The sequence below is a fragment of the Streptomyces mangrovisoli genome (assembly GCF_000974985.2).
In the GTDB taxonomy this organism is placed as follows: Bacteria; Actinomycetota; Actinomycetes; order Streptomycetales; family Streptomycetaceae; genus Streptomyces; species Streptomyces mangrovisoli.
In genome coordinates this window covers 23,857-40,508 of sequence record NZ_LAVA02000043.1, presented here as the reverse complement: position 1 = coordinate 40,508, position 16,652 = coordinate 23,857, and the positions used below count along the sequence as shown (strand labels likewise).

General features: G+C 71.5%; 15 protein-coding genes and 1 pseudogene. 6 read left to right on the top strand and 10 right to left on the bottom strand.

What is annotated here, in order from left to right:
- Positions 1-34: 34 nt before the first annotated feature.
- From WN71_RS19440 to WN71_RS19430, 3 genes are all read right to left on the bottom strand, one after another.
- Positions 35-1,036, bottom strand: a complete 1,002-nt coding sequence (locus tag WN71_RS19440; RefSeq protein WP_046584551.1) for a ketoacyl-ACP synthase III — start codon at positions 1,034-1,036, stop codon at positions 35-37.
- Between the two features lie 33 nt (positions 1,037-1,069).
- On the bottom strand, positions 1,070-1,981 hold the full coding sequence (locus WN71_RS19435; RefSeq protein WP_046584550.1) for an ACP S-malonyltransferase: 912 nt from the start codon (positions 1,979-1,981) through the stop codon (positions 1,070-1,072).
- An 89-nt stretch (positions 1,982-2,070) separates the two neighbouring features.
- Entirely contained in the window at positions 2,071-3,279 is a 1,209-nt protein-coding gene (locus tag WN71_RS19430) for a PucR family transcriptional regulator (RefSeq protein ID WP_046584549.1), read from the bottom strand.
- An 87-nt stretch (positions 3,280-3,366) separates the two neighbouring features.
- Between WN71_RS19430 and WN71_RS19425 the strand changes: the two genes are divergently transcribed.
- The gene (locus WN71_RS19425) at positions 3,367-4,020 is read left to right on the top strand and encodes a pirin family protein (RefSeq protein WP_107469690.1); all 654 of its coding nucleotides are present in this window, start codon (positions 3,367-3,369) and stop codon (positions 4,018-4,020) included.
- A gap of 160 nt (positions 4,021-4,180) precedes the next feature.
- Here the strand turns inward: WN71_RS19425 and WN71_RS19420 are convergent, their stop codons facing one another.
- Both WN71_RS19420 and WN71_RS19415 read right to left on the bottom strand, forming a co-directional pair.
- Positions 4,181-5,002, bottom strand: coding sequence for a serine hydrolase domain-containing protein (locus WN71_RS19420; RefSeq protein WP_046584547.1), 822 nt, complete (start codon positions 5,000-5,002; stop codon positions 4,181-4,183).
- A gap of 69 nt (positions 5,003-5,071) precedes the next feature.
- On the bottom strand, positions 5,072-5,542 hold the full coding sequence (locus WN71_RS19415; RefSeq protein WP_046584609.1) for a GNAT family N-acetyltransferase: 471 nt from the start codon (positions 5,540-5,542) through the stop codon (positions 5,072-5,074).
- Positions 5,543-5,652: 110 nt separating this feature from the next.
- Here WN71_RS19415 and WN71_RS19410 point away from each other — a divergent pair, with 110 nt between their 5' ends.
- On the top strand, positions 5,653-6,111 hold the full coding sequence (locus tag WN71_RS19410) for a MerR family transcriptional regulator (RefSeq protein ID WP_046584546.1): 459 nt from the start codon (positions 5,653-5,655) through the stop codon (positions 6,109-6,111).
- A gap of 148 nt (positions 6,112-6,259) precedes the next feature.
- Here WN71_RS19410 and WN71_RS19405 read toward each other — a convergent pair whose 3' ends face one another.
- From WN71_RS19405 to WN71_RS19395, 3 genes are all read right to left on the bottom strand, one after another.
- Positions 6,260-7,117 carry a DUF4429 domain-containing protein gene (locus WN71_RS19405; RefSeq protein WP_046584545.1) on the bottom strand — a complete coding sequence of 286 codons (858 nt, stop codon included), beginning with the start codon at positions 7,115-7,117 and terminating at the stop codon, positions 6,260-6,262.
- A 67-nt stretch (positions 7,118-7,184) separates the two neighbouring features.
- The gene (locus WN71_RS19400; RefSeq protein ID WP_046584544.1) at positions 7,185-8,402 is read right to left on the bottom strand and encodes an alpha/beta hydrolase; all 1,218 of its coding nucleotides are present in this window, start codon (positions 8,400-8,402) and stop codon (positions 7,185-7,187) included.
- Between the two features lie 82 nt (positions 8,403-8,484).
- Positions 8,485-9,114, bottom strand: coding sequence for a TetR family transcriptional regulator (locus WN71_RS19395; RefSeq protein WP_046584543.1), 630 nt, complete (start codon positions 9,112-9,114; stop codon positions 8,485-8,487).
- A 136-nt stretch (positions 9,115-9,250) separates the two neighbouring features.
- Between WN71_RS19395 and WN71_RS19390 the strand changes: the two genes are divergently transcribed.
- Both WN71_RS19390 and WN71_RS42765 read left to right on the top strand, forming a co-directional pair.
- Positions 9,251-10,858 (top strand): MFS transporter, encoded by a 1,608-nt coding sequence (locus WN71_RS19390; RefSeq protein WP_046584542.1) that lies wholly within the window; start codon positions 9,251-9,253, stop codon positions 10,856-10,858.
- A 147-nt stretch (positions 10,859-11,005) separates the two neighbouring features.
- The gene (locus WN71_RS42765) at positions 11,006-11,311 is read left to right on the top strand and encodes a small hydrophobic protein (protein ID WP_079177962.1); all 306 of its coding nucleotides are present in this window, start codon (positions 11,006-11,008) and stop codon (positions 11,309-11,311) included.
- A gap of 42 nt (positions 11,312-11,353) precedes the next feature.
- On the opposite strand, the pseudogene WN71_RS19385 reads toward WN71_RS42765, so the two are convergent.
- Positions 11,354-12,070, bottom strand: a pseudogene (locus tag WN71_RS19385) (potassium channel family protein); the annotation flags it as partial.
- 344 nt (positions 12,071-12,414) lie between these two features.
- On the bottom strand, positions 12,415-15,162 hold the full coding sequence (gene aceE, locus WN71_RS19380; RefSeq protein WP_046584541.1) for a pyruvate dehydrogenase (acetyl-transferring), homodimeric type: 2,748 nt from the start codon (positions 15,160-15,162) through the stop codon (positions 12,415-12,417).
- A gap of 457 nt (positions 15,163-15,619) precedes the next feature.
- On the opposite strand from aceE, the gene WN71_RS19375 reads away from it, so the two are divergent.
- On the top strand, positions 15,620-16,057 hold the full coding sequence (locus WN71_RS19375) for a DUF3052 domain-containing protein (protein WP_046584540.1): 438 nt from the start codon (positions 15,620-15,622) through the stop codon (positions 16,055-16,057).
- Positions 16,058-16,160: 103 nt separating this feature from the next.
- Entirely contained in the window at positions 16,161-16,619 is a 459-nt protein-coding gene (locus WN71_RS19370; RefSeq protein WP_046584539.1) for a peroxiredoxin, read from the top strand.
- Positions 16,620-16,652 lie beyond the last annotated feature (33 nt).

The window sequence follows — 16,652 nt, the reverse complement described above, 5'->3', positions numbered from 1 at the left end:
TCCCCGAGCCGGACGGATCTCCGGCACGGAGTGCCTAGGGGAGGGTAACGACCGTCGCGGCGAACACGAGACCCGCCCCGAAGCCGATGAGAAGCGCGGTGTCGCCGCTCTTCGCCTCGCCGGTCGCCAGAAGCCGCTCCATCGCGAGCGGAATCGAGGCGGCCGAGGTGTTGCCGGTGGTGCGCACGTCGCGGGCGACCGTCACGTGCTGCGGCAGTTTCAGCGTCTTCACCATCGAGTCGATGATCCGCTCGTTGGCCTGGTGCGGAATGAAGACGTCCAGGTCGTTCGCGCTGATCCCGGCCGCGTCCAGCGCCTGCTGCGCGACCTTCGCCATCTCGAACACGGCCCAGCGGAACACCGCCTGGCCCTCCTGCGTGATCGCAGGGAACTTGGCGACCTCGCCGGAGCGGTAGTCCGTCCACGGCACGGTCTGCTTGATCGTCTCGGACTTGTCGCCCTCGGAGCCCCACACCGTGGGACCGATCATCGGCTCCTGGGAGGGGCCCACCACGACCGCGCCGGCGCCGTCGCCGAACAGGAAGGCCGTCGCCCGGTCCTCCAGGTCGGTCAGGTCGCTCAGCCGCTCCACGCCGATGACGAGGACGTACTCGGCGGAGCCCTCCACGATCATGCCCTTGGCGAGGGTGAGGCCGTAGCCGAAGCCCGCGCAGCCGGCGGAGATGTCGAAGGCCGCGGCCTTGTTCGTGCCCAGCTTGTCGGCGATCTCGGTCGCCACCGCCGGGGTCTGCTTGAAGTGCGAGACCGTGGAGACGATCACGCCGCCGATCTGCTCGGCCGAGATCCCGGCGTCGGCGATCGCCTTGCCGGACGCCTCGACCGACATCGCGGCCACGGTCTCCTCGTCGGAGGCCCAGTGCCGGGTCTCGATGCCGGAGCGCGAACGGATCCACTCGTCGGACGAGTCGATCGTCTCGAGGATCACCTCGTTGGGCACGACCCGGGTCGGACGGTAACCGCCCACGCCGAGGATGCGCGCGTACGGGGCGCCCTTGCTGGGCTTGATCTTCGACATGATCGGTCGGCTCCTCAATGGGACGTGGGGACGTCAGGAGTGCTCGGAGATGAGCTCACGTGCGGCGTCGAGGTCGTCGGGGGTCTTCAGGGCCAGGGTCGTGACGCCGGGCAGCGCACGCTTGGCCAGACCGGTGAGCGTACCGCCGGGGCACACCTCGACGAGAGCCGTGACCCCGAGCTCCTTGAACGTCTCCATGCACAGGTCCCAGCGGACCGGGTTCGCCACCTGGCCGACGAGGCGCTCCAGCACCTCGGCGCCGGTGGCGACGGCCCTGCCGTCCTTGTTGGAGACATACGTGAACCGGGGGTCCGCCGGGGTCAGGTCCTGGGCGGCCTTCGCCAGCGCGTCCACGGCCGGGGCCATGTGCTGCGTGTGGAAGGCACCGGCCACCTTCAGCGGGACGACCTTGCGGACGCCCTCGGGCTTGTCCTCGGCGAGCGCGGCGAGCTGCGCCATGGTGCCGGCCGCGACGATCTGGCCCGCGCCGTTGATGTTCGCCGGGGTCAGCCCCAGCTTCTCCAGGTGCGCGACGCTGACCTCGGGGTCGCCGCCGAGCAGTGCGGACATGCCGGTCTCGGTGATGGCGGCCGCCTCGGCCATGGCGAGGCCGCGCTTGCGGACCAGGCCGAGCGCGTCGGTGTCTTTGAGTACGCCCGCGAAGGCGGCGGCGGTGATCTCGCCGACGCTGTGTCCGGCGACGGCGCCCGGGGTGATGTCACCCAGTGCCGTGGCCGACAGTATCCCGGCGGCGACGAGCAGCGGCTGGGCCACCGCGGTGTCACGGATGGCGTCCGCGTCGGCCTGGGTCCCGTAGTGGGCGAGGTCCAGTCCGATGGCGTCCGACCACGCGGCGACGCGGTCGGCGGCGCCGGGGAGGTCGAGCCAGGGGGTCAGGAAGCCGGGCGTCTGTGCGCCCTGGCCGGGAGCGACGAGTACGAGCACTCTCACACTCTCTCTTGAGGACGGCCACAACCGCCCGTGGGGACAGGGACGAAGAACACGAAAGGGTTTTGTGGACCTTCGACAAAAGGCTAGAGCTGGAGATCTCCCTCGGCCAGACGCCCCAGGATCAGCGCGATCCGCAGTGTGAACGCGGAGCGTACATCCGATGGCGACCAACCGGTGACGTCAGTCACACGTCGGAGCCGGTAGCGCACGGTGTTGGGGTGGACGAACAGCATCCGGGCCGCGCCCTCCAGGCTGCTCGCCTGTTCCAGGTAGACCGACAGGGTCTCCAGGAGCGCCGAGCCCGCCTCCTCCAGCGGTCTGTAGATCTCCTCCACCAACTGTTCGCGGGCGCTCGGATCCCCGGCGATCGCGCGCTCCGGCAGCAGATCGTCCGCCAGCACCGGGCGGGGCGCGTCCTGCCAGGCGGTACACGCCTTGAGCCCCGCCGCGGCGGCCTGCGCGGACCGGGTGCCGGCCAGCAGGTCGGGCACCACGGGCCCGGCCACCACGGGGCCCGCGGCGAACGGCCCGATCAGCGACTTCGCCACGGCCAGCGGGTTGTCGCTGCCGCCCGCGATCACCACCAGACGGTCGCCGAGCACCCCGGTGAGCACCTGGAGCTTGGCGTGCCGGGCGGCCCTGCGGATCGCCTCGACGGTCAGCTCGGAGTCGCCGTCCGGGGCGGTGCCCAGCACCACGCAGACATGGTCGGGCGCGTTCCAGCCGAGCGCCGCGGCCCGGCTGACCGCCCCCTCGTCGGCCTCGCCGCTGAGGACCGCGTTCACCACCAGGGACTCCAGGCGCGCGTCCCAGGCGCCGCGCGCCTCCGCCGCCTGCGCGTAGACCTGCGCGGTGGCGAAGGCGATCTCGCGGGCGTAGACCAGCAGCGCCTCCCGCAGCACGCGCTCGTCACCGGGTGCCGCGACCTCGTCGATCGCGCTCTCCATGACCTCGATGGTGGTGCGCACCATCTCCACGGTCTGGCGCAGCGTGATCGCCCGGGTCAGCTCGCGCGGCGCGGTGCCGAACACGTCCGTCGAGATCGCCTGCGGGGTCTCCGGGTGCCGGAACCACTCCGTGAAGGCCGCGATGCCCGCCTGGGCCACCAGCCCGATCCAGGACCGGTTCTCCGGCGGCATCGCCCGGTACCACGGCAGGGTCTCGTCCATCCGCGCGATGGCCTGCGCGGCAAGGCTTCCGGCGGACTTCTCCAGCCGCTTGAGCGTCGCGGAGTGCGGATGGCCGACGGGGAGGGCCGAGGGATCGGTGTGGCGCGTTTCGGGTTCGGGCACGGGACAAGACTGCCTTATCGGGACGCGGCCGCGCGCCGCCGGGTCACGTCCCGCCGCGGGCACCCGGCGGGCTACCGTGGTGGGGTGATGGATGTGCGGCGGGCCGAGGACCGCTTCCGCGGCGGGGACCCGGGTGCCGGGATCGACTCGTGGCACGCCTTCTCCTTCGGCACGCACTACGACCCCGACAACCTTCGCTTCGGCGCCGTCCTCGCCTGCAACGAGGAGCGTCTCGCGCCCGGGGCCGGCTTCGACGAACATCCGCACAGCCACACCGAGATCGTCACCTGGGTGGTCGACGGCGTGCTGACCCACCGCGACTCCACCGGCCAGGAGACCACCGTCCGCCCCGGCGACGTGCAGCGGCTGAGCGCGGCGGGCGGGGTGCGGCACGTGGAGCGCAACGACGGCGCCCGGCCGCTGACCTTCGTGCAGATGTGGCTCGCCCCGCTCAGCCCCGGCGGGGAGCCGTCGTACGAGATCGTCCGCGGGATCGCCGACTCCACGCCGTACGCCGTCCCGCAGGCCGGGGCGATGCTCCATGTACGCCGCCTCGCGGAGGGCGAGCGCACGGCGGTCCCGGACGGCGGGCACGTCTATGTCCACGTGGTGCGCGGCGAGATCGTGCTGGACGGCGAGCGCCTGGGCCCCGGCGACGCGGCCCGCCTCACCGCCGCGAGCAACGCGGAGGCGGTCGGCCTGAGCCGAGCAGAACTCCTGATCTGGGAAATGACCGCGTAGACAGCGCCCCGAAGGGGGCGCGGGGAACTGCGCGATCAACCACGACGTTCCCGCACCCGACAGACGTCATGCAGCCCCCCAAGGGGCGCGGGGAACTGCGCGACCGGCCCCCACGGCGCTGCAGCCGACACACGCCCTGTCGCGGCCCCCGAGCGGAGCGCTACCGCGCCGTCTCGGCCAGCACGGCGTCCGTGAACGGCGGCCACGCCTCGATCGCCCACGGCCCGAACGCCCGGTCCGCGAGGGCCACGCAGGCCAGGCCCGCGACCGGGTCGATCCACACGAACGTCCCGGACTGGCCGAAGTGCCCGAAGGTACGCGGGGACGACGAAGCACCCGTCCAGTGCGGCGACTTGCCGTCGCGGATCTCGAAGCCGAGACCCCAGTCGTTGGGGTTCTGGTGGCCGTAGCCCGGCAGCACGCCCTTGGTGCCCGGGTACTGCACGGTCATCGCTTCGGCGACCGTACGCGGGTCGAGCAGCCGCGGCGCCTGCACCTCGGCGGCGAAGCGCAGCAGATCGGCGACGGTGGACACGCCGTCCTTCGCGGGGGAGCCGTCCAGCGTCGTCGACGTCATGCCGAGCGGGTCCAGCACCGCCTGGCGCAGATACTCGCCGAAGGGGATGTCCGTCGCCTTCGCGATGTGGTCGCCGAGCTGCTCGAACCCGGCGTTGGAGTACAGCCGCCGCTCACCCGGCGCGCCCGTCGCACGGTGCTCGTCGAAGGCCAGGCCCGAGGTGTGGGCGAGCAGATGACGCACCGTCGACCCGGGCGGCCCGGCCGGTTCGTCCAGCTCGATGGCGCCCTCCTCGTACGCGACCAGCGCGGCGTACGCGGCGAGCGGCTTGGTCACCGAGGCGAGCGGGAAGGGCCGGTCGGCCGGTCCGTGGGTGCCCAGGACCGTGCCGTCGGCCCGGACGACACCCGCGGCGGCGGTGGGGACCGGCCAGTTCTCGATCAGCGCGAGGCTCTGCAACGACATGCGTCCGAGCCTATGCGCTCGCGGCGCCCGCTCCGGCAACGGGCCGGGCGCGACCGGGGCGGCCGCGGCTCACAGCGTCAGTTCCAGCAGGGGGTCGGGCTTGGGCCGGAAGCCGAGGGACACGTACAGCGGCTTGGCCTCGGCGGACGCCGTCAGCTGCACGCGCCGCACGCCGCGCTCGCGGAACCACGTCAGCAGCACGTCCATCGACGCCCGCGCATAGCCGCGGCGGCGCGCGTCGGGGTCGGTGGCGACGGAGAAGACGAAGCCGACACCGCCGCGCGGGTCGGCGGCGCGCCCGATGCGGTAGTCGATGGTGCCGGCCACCAGCGCGGCCAGCGCGCCCGGCCGTTCCGGGTGGTCGACGACGAAGGCCGCGAAGTCGCCCTCCGGGTCGGCGAGCCGGTCGCGCAGCGCCGGCAGGGACTCCGTGTGCCAGGCCGTGGAGGCGTCCGCGGAGAACAGTTCGTCGATCATCACCTGACGCAGGCGCAGCACTTCGGCGGCGTCGTGGGGTTCGGCACGGCGTACGAAACTCATGATCCGCACGTTAATCATTCCAGGCCGCGCTCGTCCCGAGGTTTTCGCGGCGCGCCGCCGACGCCCGACGGGGTTGCCTGGAGTGCACTCCAAGGCCATAGCGTGGAGGCATGACGGTGATGCAGACCACGACCGCGACCACCGAACCGACGCCGGCCCCGGTGGACGTCTGCTCCGCCCCGCCCCGCCGGCATCCGCGCCCCGACGGCCGGGACAGCTACACGATCAGCGAGGTCGTCGCCTTCACCGGCCTGACGGCGCACACCCTGCGCTGGTACGAGCGGATCGGCCTGATGTCCCACATCGACCGCTCGCACACCGGGCAGCGCCGCTACAGCAACCGCGACCTGGACTGGCTCGACCTCGTCGGGAAGCTGCGGCTGACCGGGATGCCGGTCGCCGACATGGTCCGCTACGCGGAGCTGGTCCGCGAGGGCGAGACCACCTACCGCGAGCGCCACGCCCTGCTGGAGGCGACCCGCCGCGACGTACTGTCCCGCATCGCCGAACTCCAGGACACCCTCGCCGTCCTGGACAGAAAGATCAGCTTCTACGGCGACGCGCTGTAAGGGGCGCGGGGAACGGCGCGATCAACCACGACGCGGCCGCACCCGACAGACGGCACGCATCCCCGTCAGGGGCGCGGGGAACTGCGCGAAAGGCCCCCACGGCGCCCCAGCCGAAAGACGGCGCCGCGCAGCCCCGCCGGGGAATCCGCTAAAGCTCCGCGAGGAGTTCCGCCTTCTTCCCCGCGAACTCCTCATCCGTGACCAGCCCCGCCCGATGCAGCTCGCTCAGATGCCGGATCCGCTCCGCGATGTCCGCCGGATCGCGGCGCGGCGCCGGTATGGTGGCGGGCGCCGGTACCGCCGGCCCGGCGGAGCGCACCGCCGCGAGCACCGCCGCGGCGAACGGCAGGGACTCGTGCACCGGTCCGTACCCGAGCCCGAACACGACGGCGGCCGGATCCTGGTCCGGCTGCGCGGGCTGCGGCTCCCCGTTCTCGCGGAGCACCAGCCGCAGATGTCCCTCGAAGACGTCGGGCGATCGCCACTCCACCCCGGCGAGCCGTGCCACCGGGAAGCTCTGGTCGCCGGCCTTCCACTTCGCCGAGGACGCCCCGGTCCAGAACCAGCGGAAGGACACCGCGGACCCGTCGAAGCTCGCCTTCGCGTCGTACGCCTTGAACTGGCGTGGCGTCTCGGGCGCCGCCACCAGATGCCGCTCGGCGGGGCCGGTCTCGGTCAGCCGCGCGCGCAGCTCGTCGGCGTAGTACTCGGCGAGGGTCTCGCGCTCGGCGGGCAGGACCAGCCGGTAGGGGTCGTAGCCCTCCTTGAGCTGGCCGTCGGCGGCGTCCATCAGCGGATCGGCGCCCGGCCGCGGCTCCGCGCGCAGGACCACCTGCCCGCGGCGGCCCGGCGTGAGCGTCACACCCGCCAGGGCGGTCAGCGGGATCCGTCGCTCTCCCAGCGCCTGGAAGAGCTTCGGCGTCCGAAGGCCCCGTTCGTAGCGGATGAGCACGGAGTCGGACTCGAACTCCCAGGCGGCATGAAATCCGGCCAGTACGTCACCCATGCGGCTCATCGTAAGCGGCACCGGCTTCTTCGTCCCCTCCCCGCGCGGACCGCAGTTCCTGCACTCTCTACGCGCGTCCGGTGGTCGTCGTGCCGGACAAACCTGCCCGGCACCCGTCGTCGTCTCCCGCGCAGCGCACCGATCGATACGCGCCGACCCCGACGTCGGCGAGGTTGCGCAGGCTGTCCGTGCCCGGCTCGAAGTAGCCGGCGTGTCCCTTCGCGTCCTGGGCCGTCAGCACCCGCGCGCCGAACGCCCGGGAGACCGGGTCCGCGCCGTGGCCGAGACCGCCCACCTCCATGTAGGGCACGTCCTGGATCCAGTCGGTCGAGTCCCGCATCGACCACACCCGGGCCGTGGTGCCCAGGTGGGACGCCTTGGAGGTGCGCATCCCCGGGCTGGCGGCCACGGCTATGTCGGTCACCCGGGCGGGCAGGTCGTGCGCGGCGACCCCGCACAGCACCGAGCCGTAGCTGTGGCAGAACAGCGCCACCGGCGCCCGGCCGGGCAGCGCCCGCAGCAGCGCGTTCAGCCGTACGGCGCCGTCGTCGGCGCGCATCGCGGTGGCCGCGTCCACGCCGAGCCCGCTGGGCGCGGTGTAGTCGGCCCAGGCGATCACGGCCGTACGCGTCCCGGGGGCGGCGGCGGTCTCCGCGTCGTGCAGCGACTGCGCCATGCCGACCGGCGCGGTGTAGCGGCGGTTGGTCTTCTGGAAGGTGAGCACGTCGGTGTCGACGCCCGGCACGACCACCGAGACGCGCTGGGCGTGCGTGAGGTCGCCGAGGACCTCGGCGACGCGGCCGGTGCCCTCCGGGTCGAAGGCGAGGATCTGCCGGTCCTTGCTCATCAGGTCCGTGAAGCGGTGCATACGGCGCCCCGCCTCCTGCTGCCCGGAGGCGCTGAGCCGCTTGTCGTGCATGCGCTTGAGCTCGACCTTGCGGGCCTGGCCGAGCGCGATCCGGTTGGCCTGGTAGCGCAGCGCGACGGGCGCGCCGTTCATGTTGCCCACGGCGAGCGCGTAGCGGTCGGCGAGCCGGGTGCGGTCGTGCGCGGTGAGCGACGCGAAGAAGCGGGCGAGCCGGGTGGGGGAGGCGTTCACGTCGGGCAGTGCGTGTCCGTGCAGCCGGCCGTGGGACCAGGCCGCGCGCGAACCTGCGAGCGCGGTCGTCTCCCGGTGGCTGTGCACCGCGGTCCAGCCGGTCGTCGCCAGCATCACGAACACCACGCTCAGCGCGAGCAGAGCGCGCCAGACGTTGAGGGGCTGGGGGGTGTCGAAGGAAGTCACTGGGAGGACACACTAGGAGAACGGGAGGGTCTCGCGTTAACCGAGTGACGGGTATCACGTTTCAGGCTACGTGACACCGCTCTCACGTCGAACGCCAGTGTCCCGTGAGCGCCGGTCCGACCAGGTCGAGATGGGCGGCGGTGAGCGCGCGCATCGCCTCCGGACTGAAGTCGGGGCCCGTGCTCCACTGCCGTTCGGTGACCCGCAGCACCCCGCCGAACGCGGCCACCGCGAGGCGCGGCCGGGGGTCGGCGTCCACGTCCAGGCCCTCGCGCGCGGCGAGCAGACGCGCGAGCTCCTCCTCCCGCTCGGTGGACCGGCGCAGATGCACGGCCAGCAGCGCGGGCGTCGACTCGATCAGCCGGTACATCCGCAGATACAGCTCCACCGGTACGACGGCCGCGACGGCCTCGTTGATGGTGTCCCAGCCCTCCAGGACCGCCCGGCGCAGCGCCTCCATCGGGGCCTCGTGCGGCGGGCGGGCCCGCACGGCGGCCACGAAGTGCGCCTCGGCGAGGTCCTGGACGGCGAACGCGGCCTCCTCCTTGCCGCCCGCGAAGTAGCGGAAGAAGGTGCGCTGCGAGACCTCGACGGCCTCGGTGATCTCGTCGACGGTGGTCCGCTCGTAGCCGTGCGTGGTGAACAGTTCCAGGGCGGCCCGCAGCAGCGCGTCCCGCGTGCGCCGCTTCTTGCGCTCGCGCAGCGTCTCCATGGGCTCTCCGGATGTGGCTGTGGGTTCTTCGCGTGTGGCCGGTTCCGACCGGCTCGATGTGTGGGTGATGGCGTGACAGTTACCGACTTGTGAACACGTTTGTCAATTGTCAGTGGCTGTCACTAGCCTCCGGCGCATGACTAGTCAGACCACCATCGAGGCGACGGGACAGGGGGACGAGGCGCTCGCCGCCCCGGCCGCCCGGGGCCTGCGCGGGCACCCCTGGTTCACCCTCATCACCGTCGCGGTCGGGGTGATGATGGTGGCCCTCGACGGCACCATCGTGGCCATCGCCAACCCGGCCATCGCCAAGGACCTCGGCGCCACCTTCGCCGACGTCCAGTGGATCACCAACGCCTACTTCCTCGCCCTCGCGGTCTCCCTCATCACCGCGGGCAAGCTCGGCGACCGCTTCGGGCACCGGCAGACCTTCCTGATCGGCGTGACCGGCTTCGCCGCCGCGTCCGGCGCGATCGGCCTGTCGAACAGCATCGCCTTCGTCGTGACCTTCCGGGTCTTCCAGGGCCTGTTCGGCGCGCTGCTGATGCCGGCCGCGCTCGGCCTGCTGCGCGCCACCTTCCCGGCCGAGAAGCTGAACATGGCCATCGGCATCTGGGGCATGGTCATCGGCGCCTCAACCGCGGGCGGCCCGATCCTCGGCGGCCTGCTGGTGCAGCACGTCAGCTGGCAGTCGGTGTTCTTCATCAACGTGCCGGTGGGCCTGATCGCCCTCGTCCTCGGCCTGCTGATCCTGCGGGACCACCGCGCCGAGAACGCGCCGCGCTCCTTCGACCTGCTCGGCATCGCGCTGCTGTCCGGCGCCATGTTCTGCCTCGTCTGGGCCCTCATCAAGGCCCCGAGCTGGGGCTGGGGCGACGGCAAGACCTGGCTGTTCATAGTCGGCTCGGTCGCCGGCTTCGCCCTGTTCTCCTTCTGGGAGACGCGGGTCAAGGAGCCCCTGATCCCGCTCGCGCTGTTCCGCTCCGTGCCGCTGTCCGCGGGCGTGGTGCTGATGGTGCTGATGGCCATCGCCTTCATGGGCGGCCTGTTCTTCGTCACCTTCTACCTGCAGAACGTGCACGGCATGAGCCCGGTCGACGCGGGCCTGCACCTGCTCCCGCTCACCGGCATGATGATCGTCGGCTCCCCGCTCGCGGGCCTGGCCATCACCAAGCTCGGCCCGCGCATCCCGCTCGCCAGCGGCATGGCGGCCACCGCCGTCGCGATGTACGGCATGTCGACGCTGAAGGCGGACACCGGCAGCGGCCTGATGTCCGTCTGGTTCGCCCTGCTGGGCTTCGGCCTCGCGCCGGTCATGGTCGGCGCCACCGAGGTCATCGTCGGCAACGCGCCGATGGAGCTCTCCGGCGTCGCGGGCGGCCTCCAGCAGGCGGCCATGCAGATCGGCGGCAGCCTCGGCACGGCCGTGCTCGGCGCCGTGATGGCCTCGAAGGTCGACCACGACCTCGCGGGCAACTGGGCCAAGGCGGGCCTGCCCAAGCTGACCGACGCGCAGGAGGCGCTGGCCTCGCAGTCGGTGCAGCAGGGCGTGGCGCCGGTCGGCGAGGGCACGCCCCAGGCGATCGCGGCAAAGATAGCGTCCGTCGCGCACGACACCTTCATCTCCGGCATGAGCCTCGCGTCCCTGGTGGCCGCGGGCGTCGCCGCCGTGGCGATCCTGGTCGCGCTGCTGACCAAGCGCGGCGAGAACGCGGAGGCCGGGGCGGGCGTCGGCCACATCTGACCGGAGGTCACCACCCCTGCCACTGCCGCCTCCCGCCCGCCGCGGGGGGCGGCAGTGCTGTGCGCAGGTCTCATCCCGGCCGCACGGGGTACCCGCACACCGCACCACCAAGGAACCGAATCACCCAACAGGTCCCGGGAGTTGACGATGACGGGCTTCGGAAACGGAACGCGTAGGAACCCCCGCTCACCCGGCCGGACGTGGTCAGGGAGCAGGCCGGACGACGCGACGCTCGGCATCATCGGGACCGTCTGCGCGGTCGCCGGGTTCTTCGTGCTGGGGATCGTCCTCGGCCCCGTGGCGGTCGTCTGCGGCTGGCTGGCGATGGGCCGCACCTGGCAGCGTTCGGCTCCCGTACCGGCGCTCGTGGCCGTGGTCCTGGGCGCCATCGACACCCTGCTGGCCCTCATCTGGCTGGCGGGTGTCGCCACCCCGGGCGCGGGTCTGTTCTGAGCCTGGCGCGGCGGGCCCCGGCACTCCCGGGCCGCCCGCCCCCGCCAGCGCCAGAACCTGCGCGCGCAGCAGCCGCACCTCCTGCGTCAGCGCCTCGATGGCCTCCGTCTGGCGGCGCTCCTCCACGTCGTCCTTCTCGAACCGGGCGATGAACCACGCCGCGATGTTGGCGGTCACCACGCCAAGGAGGGCGATCCCGGAGAGCATCAGGCCGACCGCGATCACCCGCCCCAGACCGGTGGTCGGCGCGTGGTCGCCGTACCCGACGGTCGTCATCGTCGTGAACGACCACCACACCGCGTCACCCAGCGTGCGGATGTTCCCCCTGGGCGAGTCGCGTTCGGCGGACAGCACGGCCAGCGAGCCGAACATCAGCAGCCCCACCACCGAGCCCACGACATAGGTCGTCAGCCGGATCTGAGGGGCCATCCGGGCCCGCCGCCCCACCAGCAGCAGCGTCGCCACCAGCCGCAGCAGCCGCAGCGGCTGGAGCATCGGCAGGACGACGGCGCACAGGTCGGGCCAGTGCCGGCGCACGAACCGCCGCCGGTCGGGCGCCACGGCCAGCCGCATCAGGTAGTCCGTCGCGAACGCGGCCCACACCACCCACTCGGTGACCATGCACACGACCGTCAGCGAGCGGCTCGCGGAACTGTCCACGATCGGCACGGCGTAGGCGGCGGCGAACGCCACCGCGAGGGCCAGCAGCGGCCGCTGAGTACGCCGCTCCCAGCGCCCCTGCACGGTCAGCTCGTCCATGCCCGCATCGTAGGTCCGCCGCGGAAGGATGCGCGGGTCCGTCGTGGCCGTTCGCGCAGTTCCCCGCGCCCCTGACGGGGCACGTTCCCCGCGTCCCTGAGAGCGGACGTGCGGGTCCGTCGTGGCTGGTCGCGCAGTTCCCCGCGCCCCTTCCAGGGGCGCCGGTGACCGTGCCCCGGAAGGGGCGCGGGGAACTGCGCGAAGGGGCCCCACCGACCCGCGGACATCCGACGGCATCAGGCCTGAAAGGGGCGCGGGGAACTGCGCGACCAGCCCCCACGCGCCCGCACCCGGAGTCAACCGGCGCAGGCCCCCACGGGCCCCTGCCGAAGCGAGCGCAGCGCCTACGCGTCGCCGCCCGCCGCCCCCGGATCCGCCGCCGCCACATCCAGCAACTGGTACCGGTCGATCGCCTGCTTCAGCACCGACCGGTCCACCTTCCCCTCGCGCGCCAGCTCGGTCAGCACCGCCACCACGACCGACTGCGCGTCGATGTGGAAGAAGCGGCGGGCCGCACCCCGCGTGTCGGCGAAGCCGAAGCCGTCCGCGCCCAACGACTGGTACGTGCCGGGCACCCAGCGGGCGATCTGGTCGGGCACCGACCGCATCCAGTCGGAGACCGCGACGAACGGCCCCTCGGCCTGGCTCAGCTTGCGCGTCACGTACGGCACGCGCTGCTCCTCCTCCGGGTGGAGCAGGTTGTGCTCCTCCACCGCGACGGCCTCGCGGCGCAGCTCGTTCCAGCTCGTCGCCGACCAGACGTCCGCGCGGACGTTCCAGTCCTCGGCGAGGACGCGCTGCGCCTCCAGCGCCCACGGCACCGCCACGCCGGACGACAGGATCTGCGCCGGGACCGTGCCCGCGGTGCCCTCGCTGAGCCGGTACAGGCCCTTGACGATGCCCTCCGCGTCCACGTCCGGCGGCTCGGCCGGGTGGCGGATGGGCTCGTTGTAGACGGTGAGGTAGAAGAACACGTCCTCGCCGTGCGGATGGTGCGCGTCACCGCCGTACATCCGGCGCAGGCCGTCCTGCACGATGTGCGCGATCTCGTAGCCGTACGCCGGGTCGTAGGCCACGCACGCCGGGTTGGTCGAGGCGAGCAGCTGCGAGTGCCCGTCCGCGTGCTGGAGGCCCTCGCCGGTCAGCGTGGTGCGGCCGGCGGTGGCGCCGAGCACGAAGCCGCGGGAGAGCTGGTCGGCCATCTGCCAGAACTGGTCGCCGGTGCGCTGGAAGCCGAACATCGAGTAGAAGACGTACACCGGGATCAGCGGTTCGCCGTGCGTCGCGTACGCCGAGCCCGCCGCGACCAGCGAGGCGGTGCAGCCCGCCTCGGAGATGCCGTCGTGCAGCATCTGGCCGGTGGGGGACTCCTTGTAGGCGAGCAGCAGATCGCGGTCGACCGCCTCGTACTGCTGGCCCAGCGGGTTGTAGATCTTCGCGCTCGGGAAGAAGGAGTCCATGCCGAACGTGCGGTACTCGTCCGGCGCGATCAGCACGAACCGGCGCCCGAGTTCCTTGTCCCGCATGAGGTCCTTGAGCAGCCGTACGAACGCCATGGTGGTGGCGATCGACTGCTGGCCCGAGCCCTTCTTCACGCTCGCGTAGACCTTGTCGTCCGGCAGGGCGAGCGGCTTGGCGCGCACCACGCGCGTGGGCACGTAGCCGCCGCAGCCCCTGCGGCGGTCGTGCATGTACTGGATCTCCTCGGTGTCGCGCCCGGGGTGGTAGTAGGGCGGCGCGCCGTTCTCCAGGTCCTTGTCGGCGATCGGCAGGTGCAGCCGGTCGCGGAAGCGCTTGAGGTCGTCGGCCGTCAGCTTCTTCATCTGGTGCGTGGCGTTGCGGCCCTCGAAGTTCGGGCCCAGCGTCCAGCCCTTGATCGTCTTGGCCAGGATCACCGTGGGCTGGCCCTTGTGCGCCTTGGCCGCGGAGAACGCCGCGAAGATCTTCCGGTGGTCGTGCCCGCCGCGGCCCAGGTGCAGGATCTGGTCGTCGGTCATGTTCTCGACCATCGCGCGCAGCCGGTGGTCGTCGCCGAAGAAGTGCTCGCGGATGTACGCGCCGGACTCGGTGGCGTACGTCTGGAACTGGCCGTCCGGGGTGGTGTTCATCCGGTTGACGAGCAGGCCGTCGCGGTCCTGCGCGAGCAGCGGGTCCCAGGTGCGGTCCCAGACCAGCTTGATGACGTTCCAGCCGGCGCCGCGGAAGACGGACTCCAGCTCCTGGATGATCTTGCCGTTGCCGCGCACCGGGCCGTCGAGCCGCTGGAGGTTGCAGTTGACCACGAAGGTCAGGTTGTCCAGGCCCTCGCGCGCGGCGATGGAGAGCTGGCCGAGCGACTCCGGCTCGTCCATCTCGCCGTCGCCGAGGAACGCCCACACGTGCGACTTCGAGGTGTCGGCGATGCCGCGCGCCTGCATGTAGCGGTTCATCCGGGCCTGGTAGATGGCGCCCAGCGGACCGAGGCCCATGGAGACGGTGGGGAACTCCCAGAAGTCCGGCATCGAGCGCGGGTGCGGGTAGCTGGAGAGCCCGTTGGGGGCCTTCGACTTCTCCTGGCGGAACCCGTCGAGCTGGGTCTCGGTGAGGCGGTCGAGGAGGAAGGCGCGCGCGTAGATGCCGGGGGAGGCGTGGCCCTGGAAGAAGACCTGGTCGCCGCCGTCGCCCTCGTCCTTGCCGCGGAAGAAGTGGTTGAAGCCCACGTCGTAGAGCGAGGCGGAGGAGGCGAAGGTGGCGATGTGACCGCCGACGCCGATGCCCGGGCGCTGGGCGCGTGAGACCATCACGGCCGCGTTCCACCGGGTGGCGTTGAGGATCTTGCGCTCGATCTCCTCGTTGCCGGGGAAGAACGGCTCGTCCTTGGTCGCGATCGTGTTGACGTAGTCCGTGCTGCGCATCTCGGGGACGGCGACGCGCCGCTCGCGGGCGCGCTCGATCAGCCGCAGCATGAGGTAGCGGGCCCGCTCACGGCCGCGCTCGTCGACCGCGGCGTCCAGGGAGTCGAGCCACTCCTTGGTCTCTTCGGGGTCGAAGTCAGGGACCTGACTCGGAAGGCCGCCAATGATGATCGGGTTGCGATCGGATCCGGAAGCCACGCTGTTCCTTACCTGTCAGAGGGCCGCTTCTACACTTTCTTCACTGCACGTGCCTCGGCGCCTGCACGCTGTCCATCGTGTACCTCGGGGGGCCGGACGTCATCTCTACCGTGGGGTAGCCGAGTCGTCCGTACGGCGGCACTCGAGGCGTTCTCGGGCGGGAACGGTCAAAACGCAACGATACGCCCCGGCACTGACACGCCCGGGGCGGCCATTCGGTCATGGTGGGCGAGGATGATTCCCATCCGCGCAAACCGGGCAGAACGGTGTGGTGTACGTCACCCGCAGTCGCGATACGGTGCCGTAAGTTGCGGCGACACGGCCAGGATCGTCACCGTTTCGGCGGTCTGGAGGGCCGGGTACTTGCGCGATCCGCCGCGCCCGTGTGGACTACGGCCAATGCTTCGCGCACGCGCGTGGCTGAGTCATTCACCAAAACATGATCAGGAGGCAACCCGTGAGCGCGACCGCGGACCACGCGGAGGAGCGGACGAGCCCTGCCGTCAGGCTGGGGTTCCAGCCCGAGCAGGTGGTCCAGGAGATCGGCTTCGACGACGATGTCGACCAGGAGCTCCGCGAGGCCATCGAGGAAGTCATCGGCAGCGACCTGATGGACGAGGACTACGACGACGTGGCCGACGCCGTGGTCCTCTGGTTCCGCGATGAGGACGGCGACCTGACCGATGTGCTGGTGGACGCCACCACGTACATCGAGGAAGGCGGTTCGATCCTGCTTCTGACGCCCAAGACGGGGCGTGCAGGATACGTGGAGCCCAGTGACATCTCGGAAGCCGCGACGACGGCGGGCCTTTCGGCGTCCAAGAGCGTCAGCGTGGGCAAGGACTGGAGCGGCTCGCGTCTGGTGACGCCCAAGGCCGCGAAGTCCAAGAGGTAGGCAAGAGGCACACCACAGGCACAGAGGTCGTCCTGCGTCCCCTCGGTGATCGCTGCGTAGGGTGGTTCCCACCCGAACAGCCCCACCGAAGGGATGCAGGACGATGACGATCCAGGTCGGCGACAAGGCGCCCGACTTCGAACTCAAGGACAACCACGGCGCCACCGTGAAGCTGTCCGACTTCCGCGGCGAGAAGAACGTCGTGCTGCTCTTCTACCCCTTCGCCTTCACCGGCGTGTGCACGGGCGAGCTGTGCGAGCTGCGCGACAACCTGCCGAAGTTCTCCGACCGCGACACCCAGGTGCTCGCCGTCTCCAACGACTCCATCCACACCCTGCGCGTCTTCGCCGACCAGGAGGGTCTCGACTACCCCCTGCTGAGCGACTTCTGGCCGCACGGCGAGGTCTCGCGCGCGTACGGCGTCTTCGCCGAGGACAAGGGCTGCGCCGTGCGCGGCACCTTCGTCATCGACAAGGAGGGCGTCGTGCGGTGGACGGTCGTCAACGCGCTGCCCGACGCCCGTGACCTGAATGAGTACGTCAAGGCGCTCGACACCCTGTGATTGTCGGGCCCCAGGGCCTGCGGGGGGCGGGAA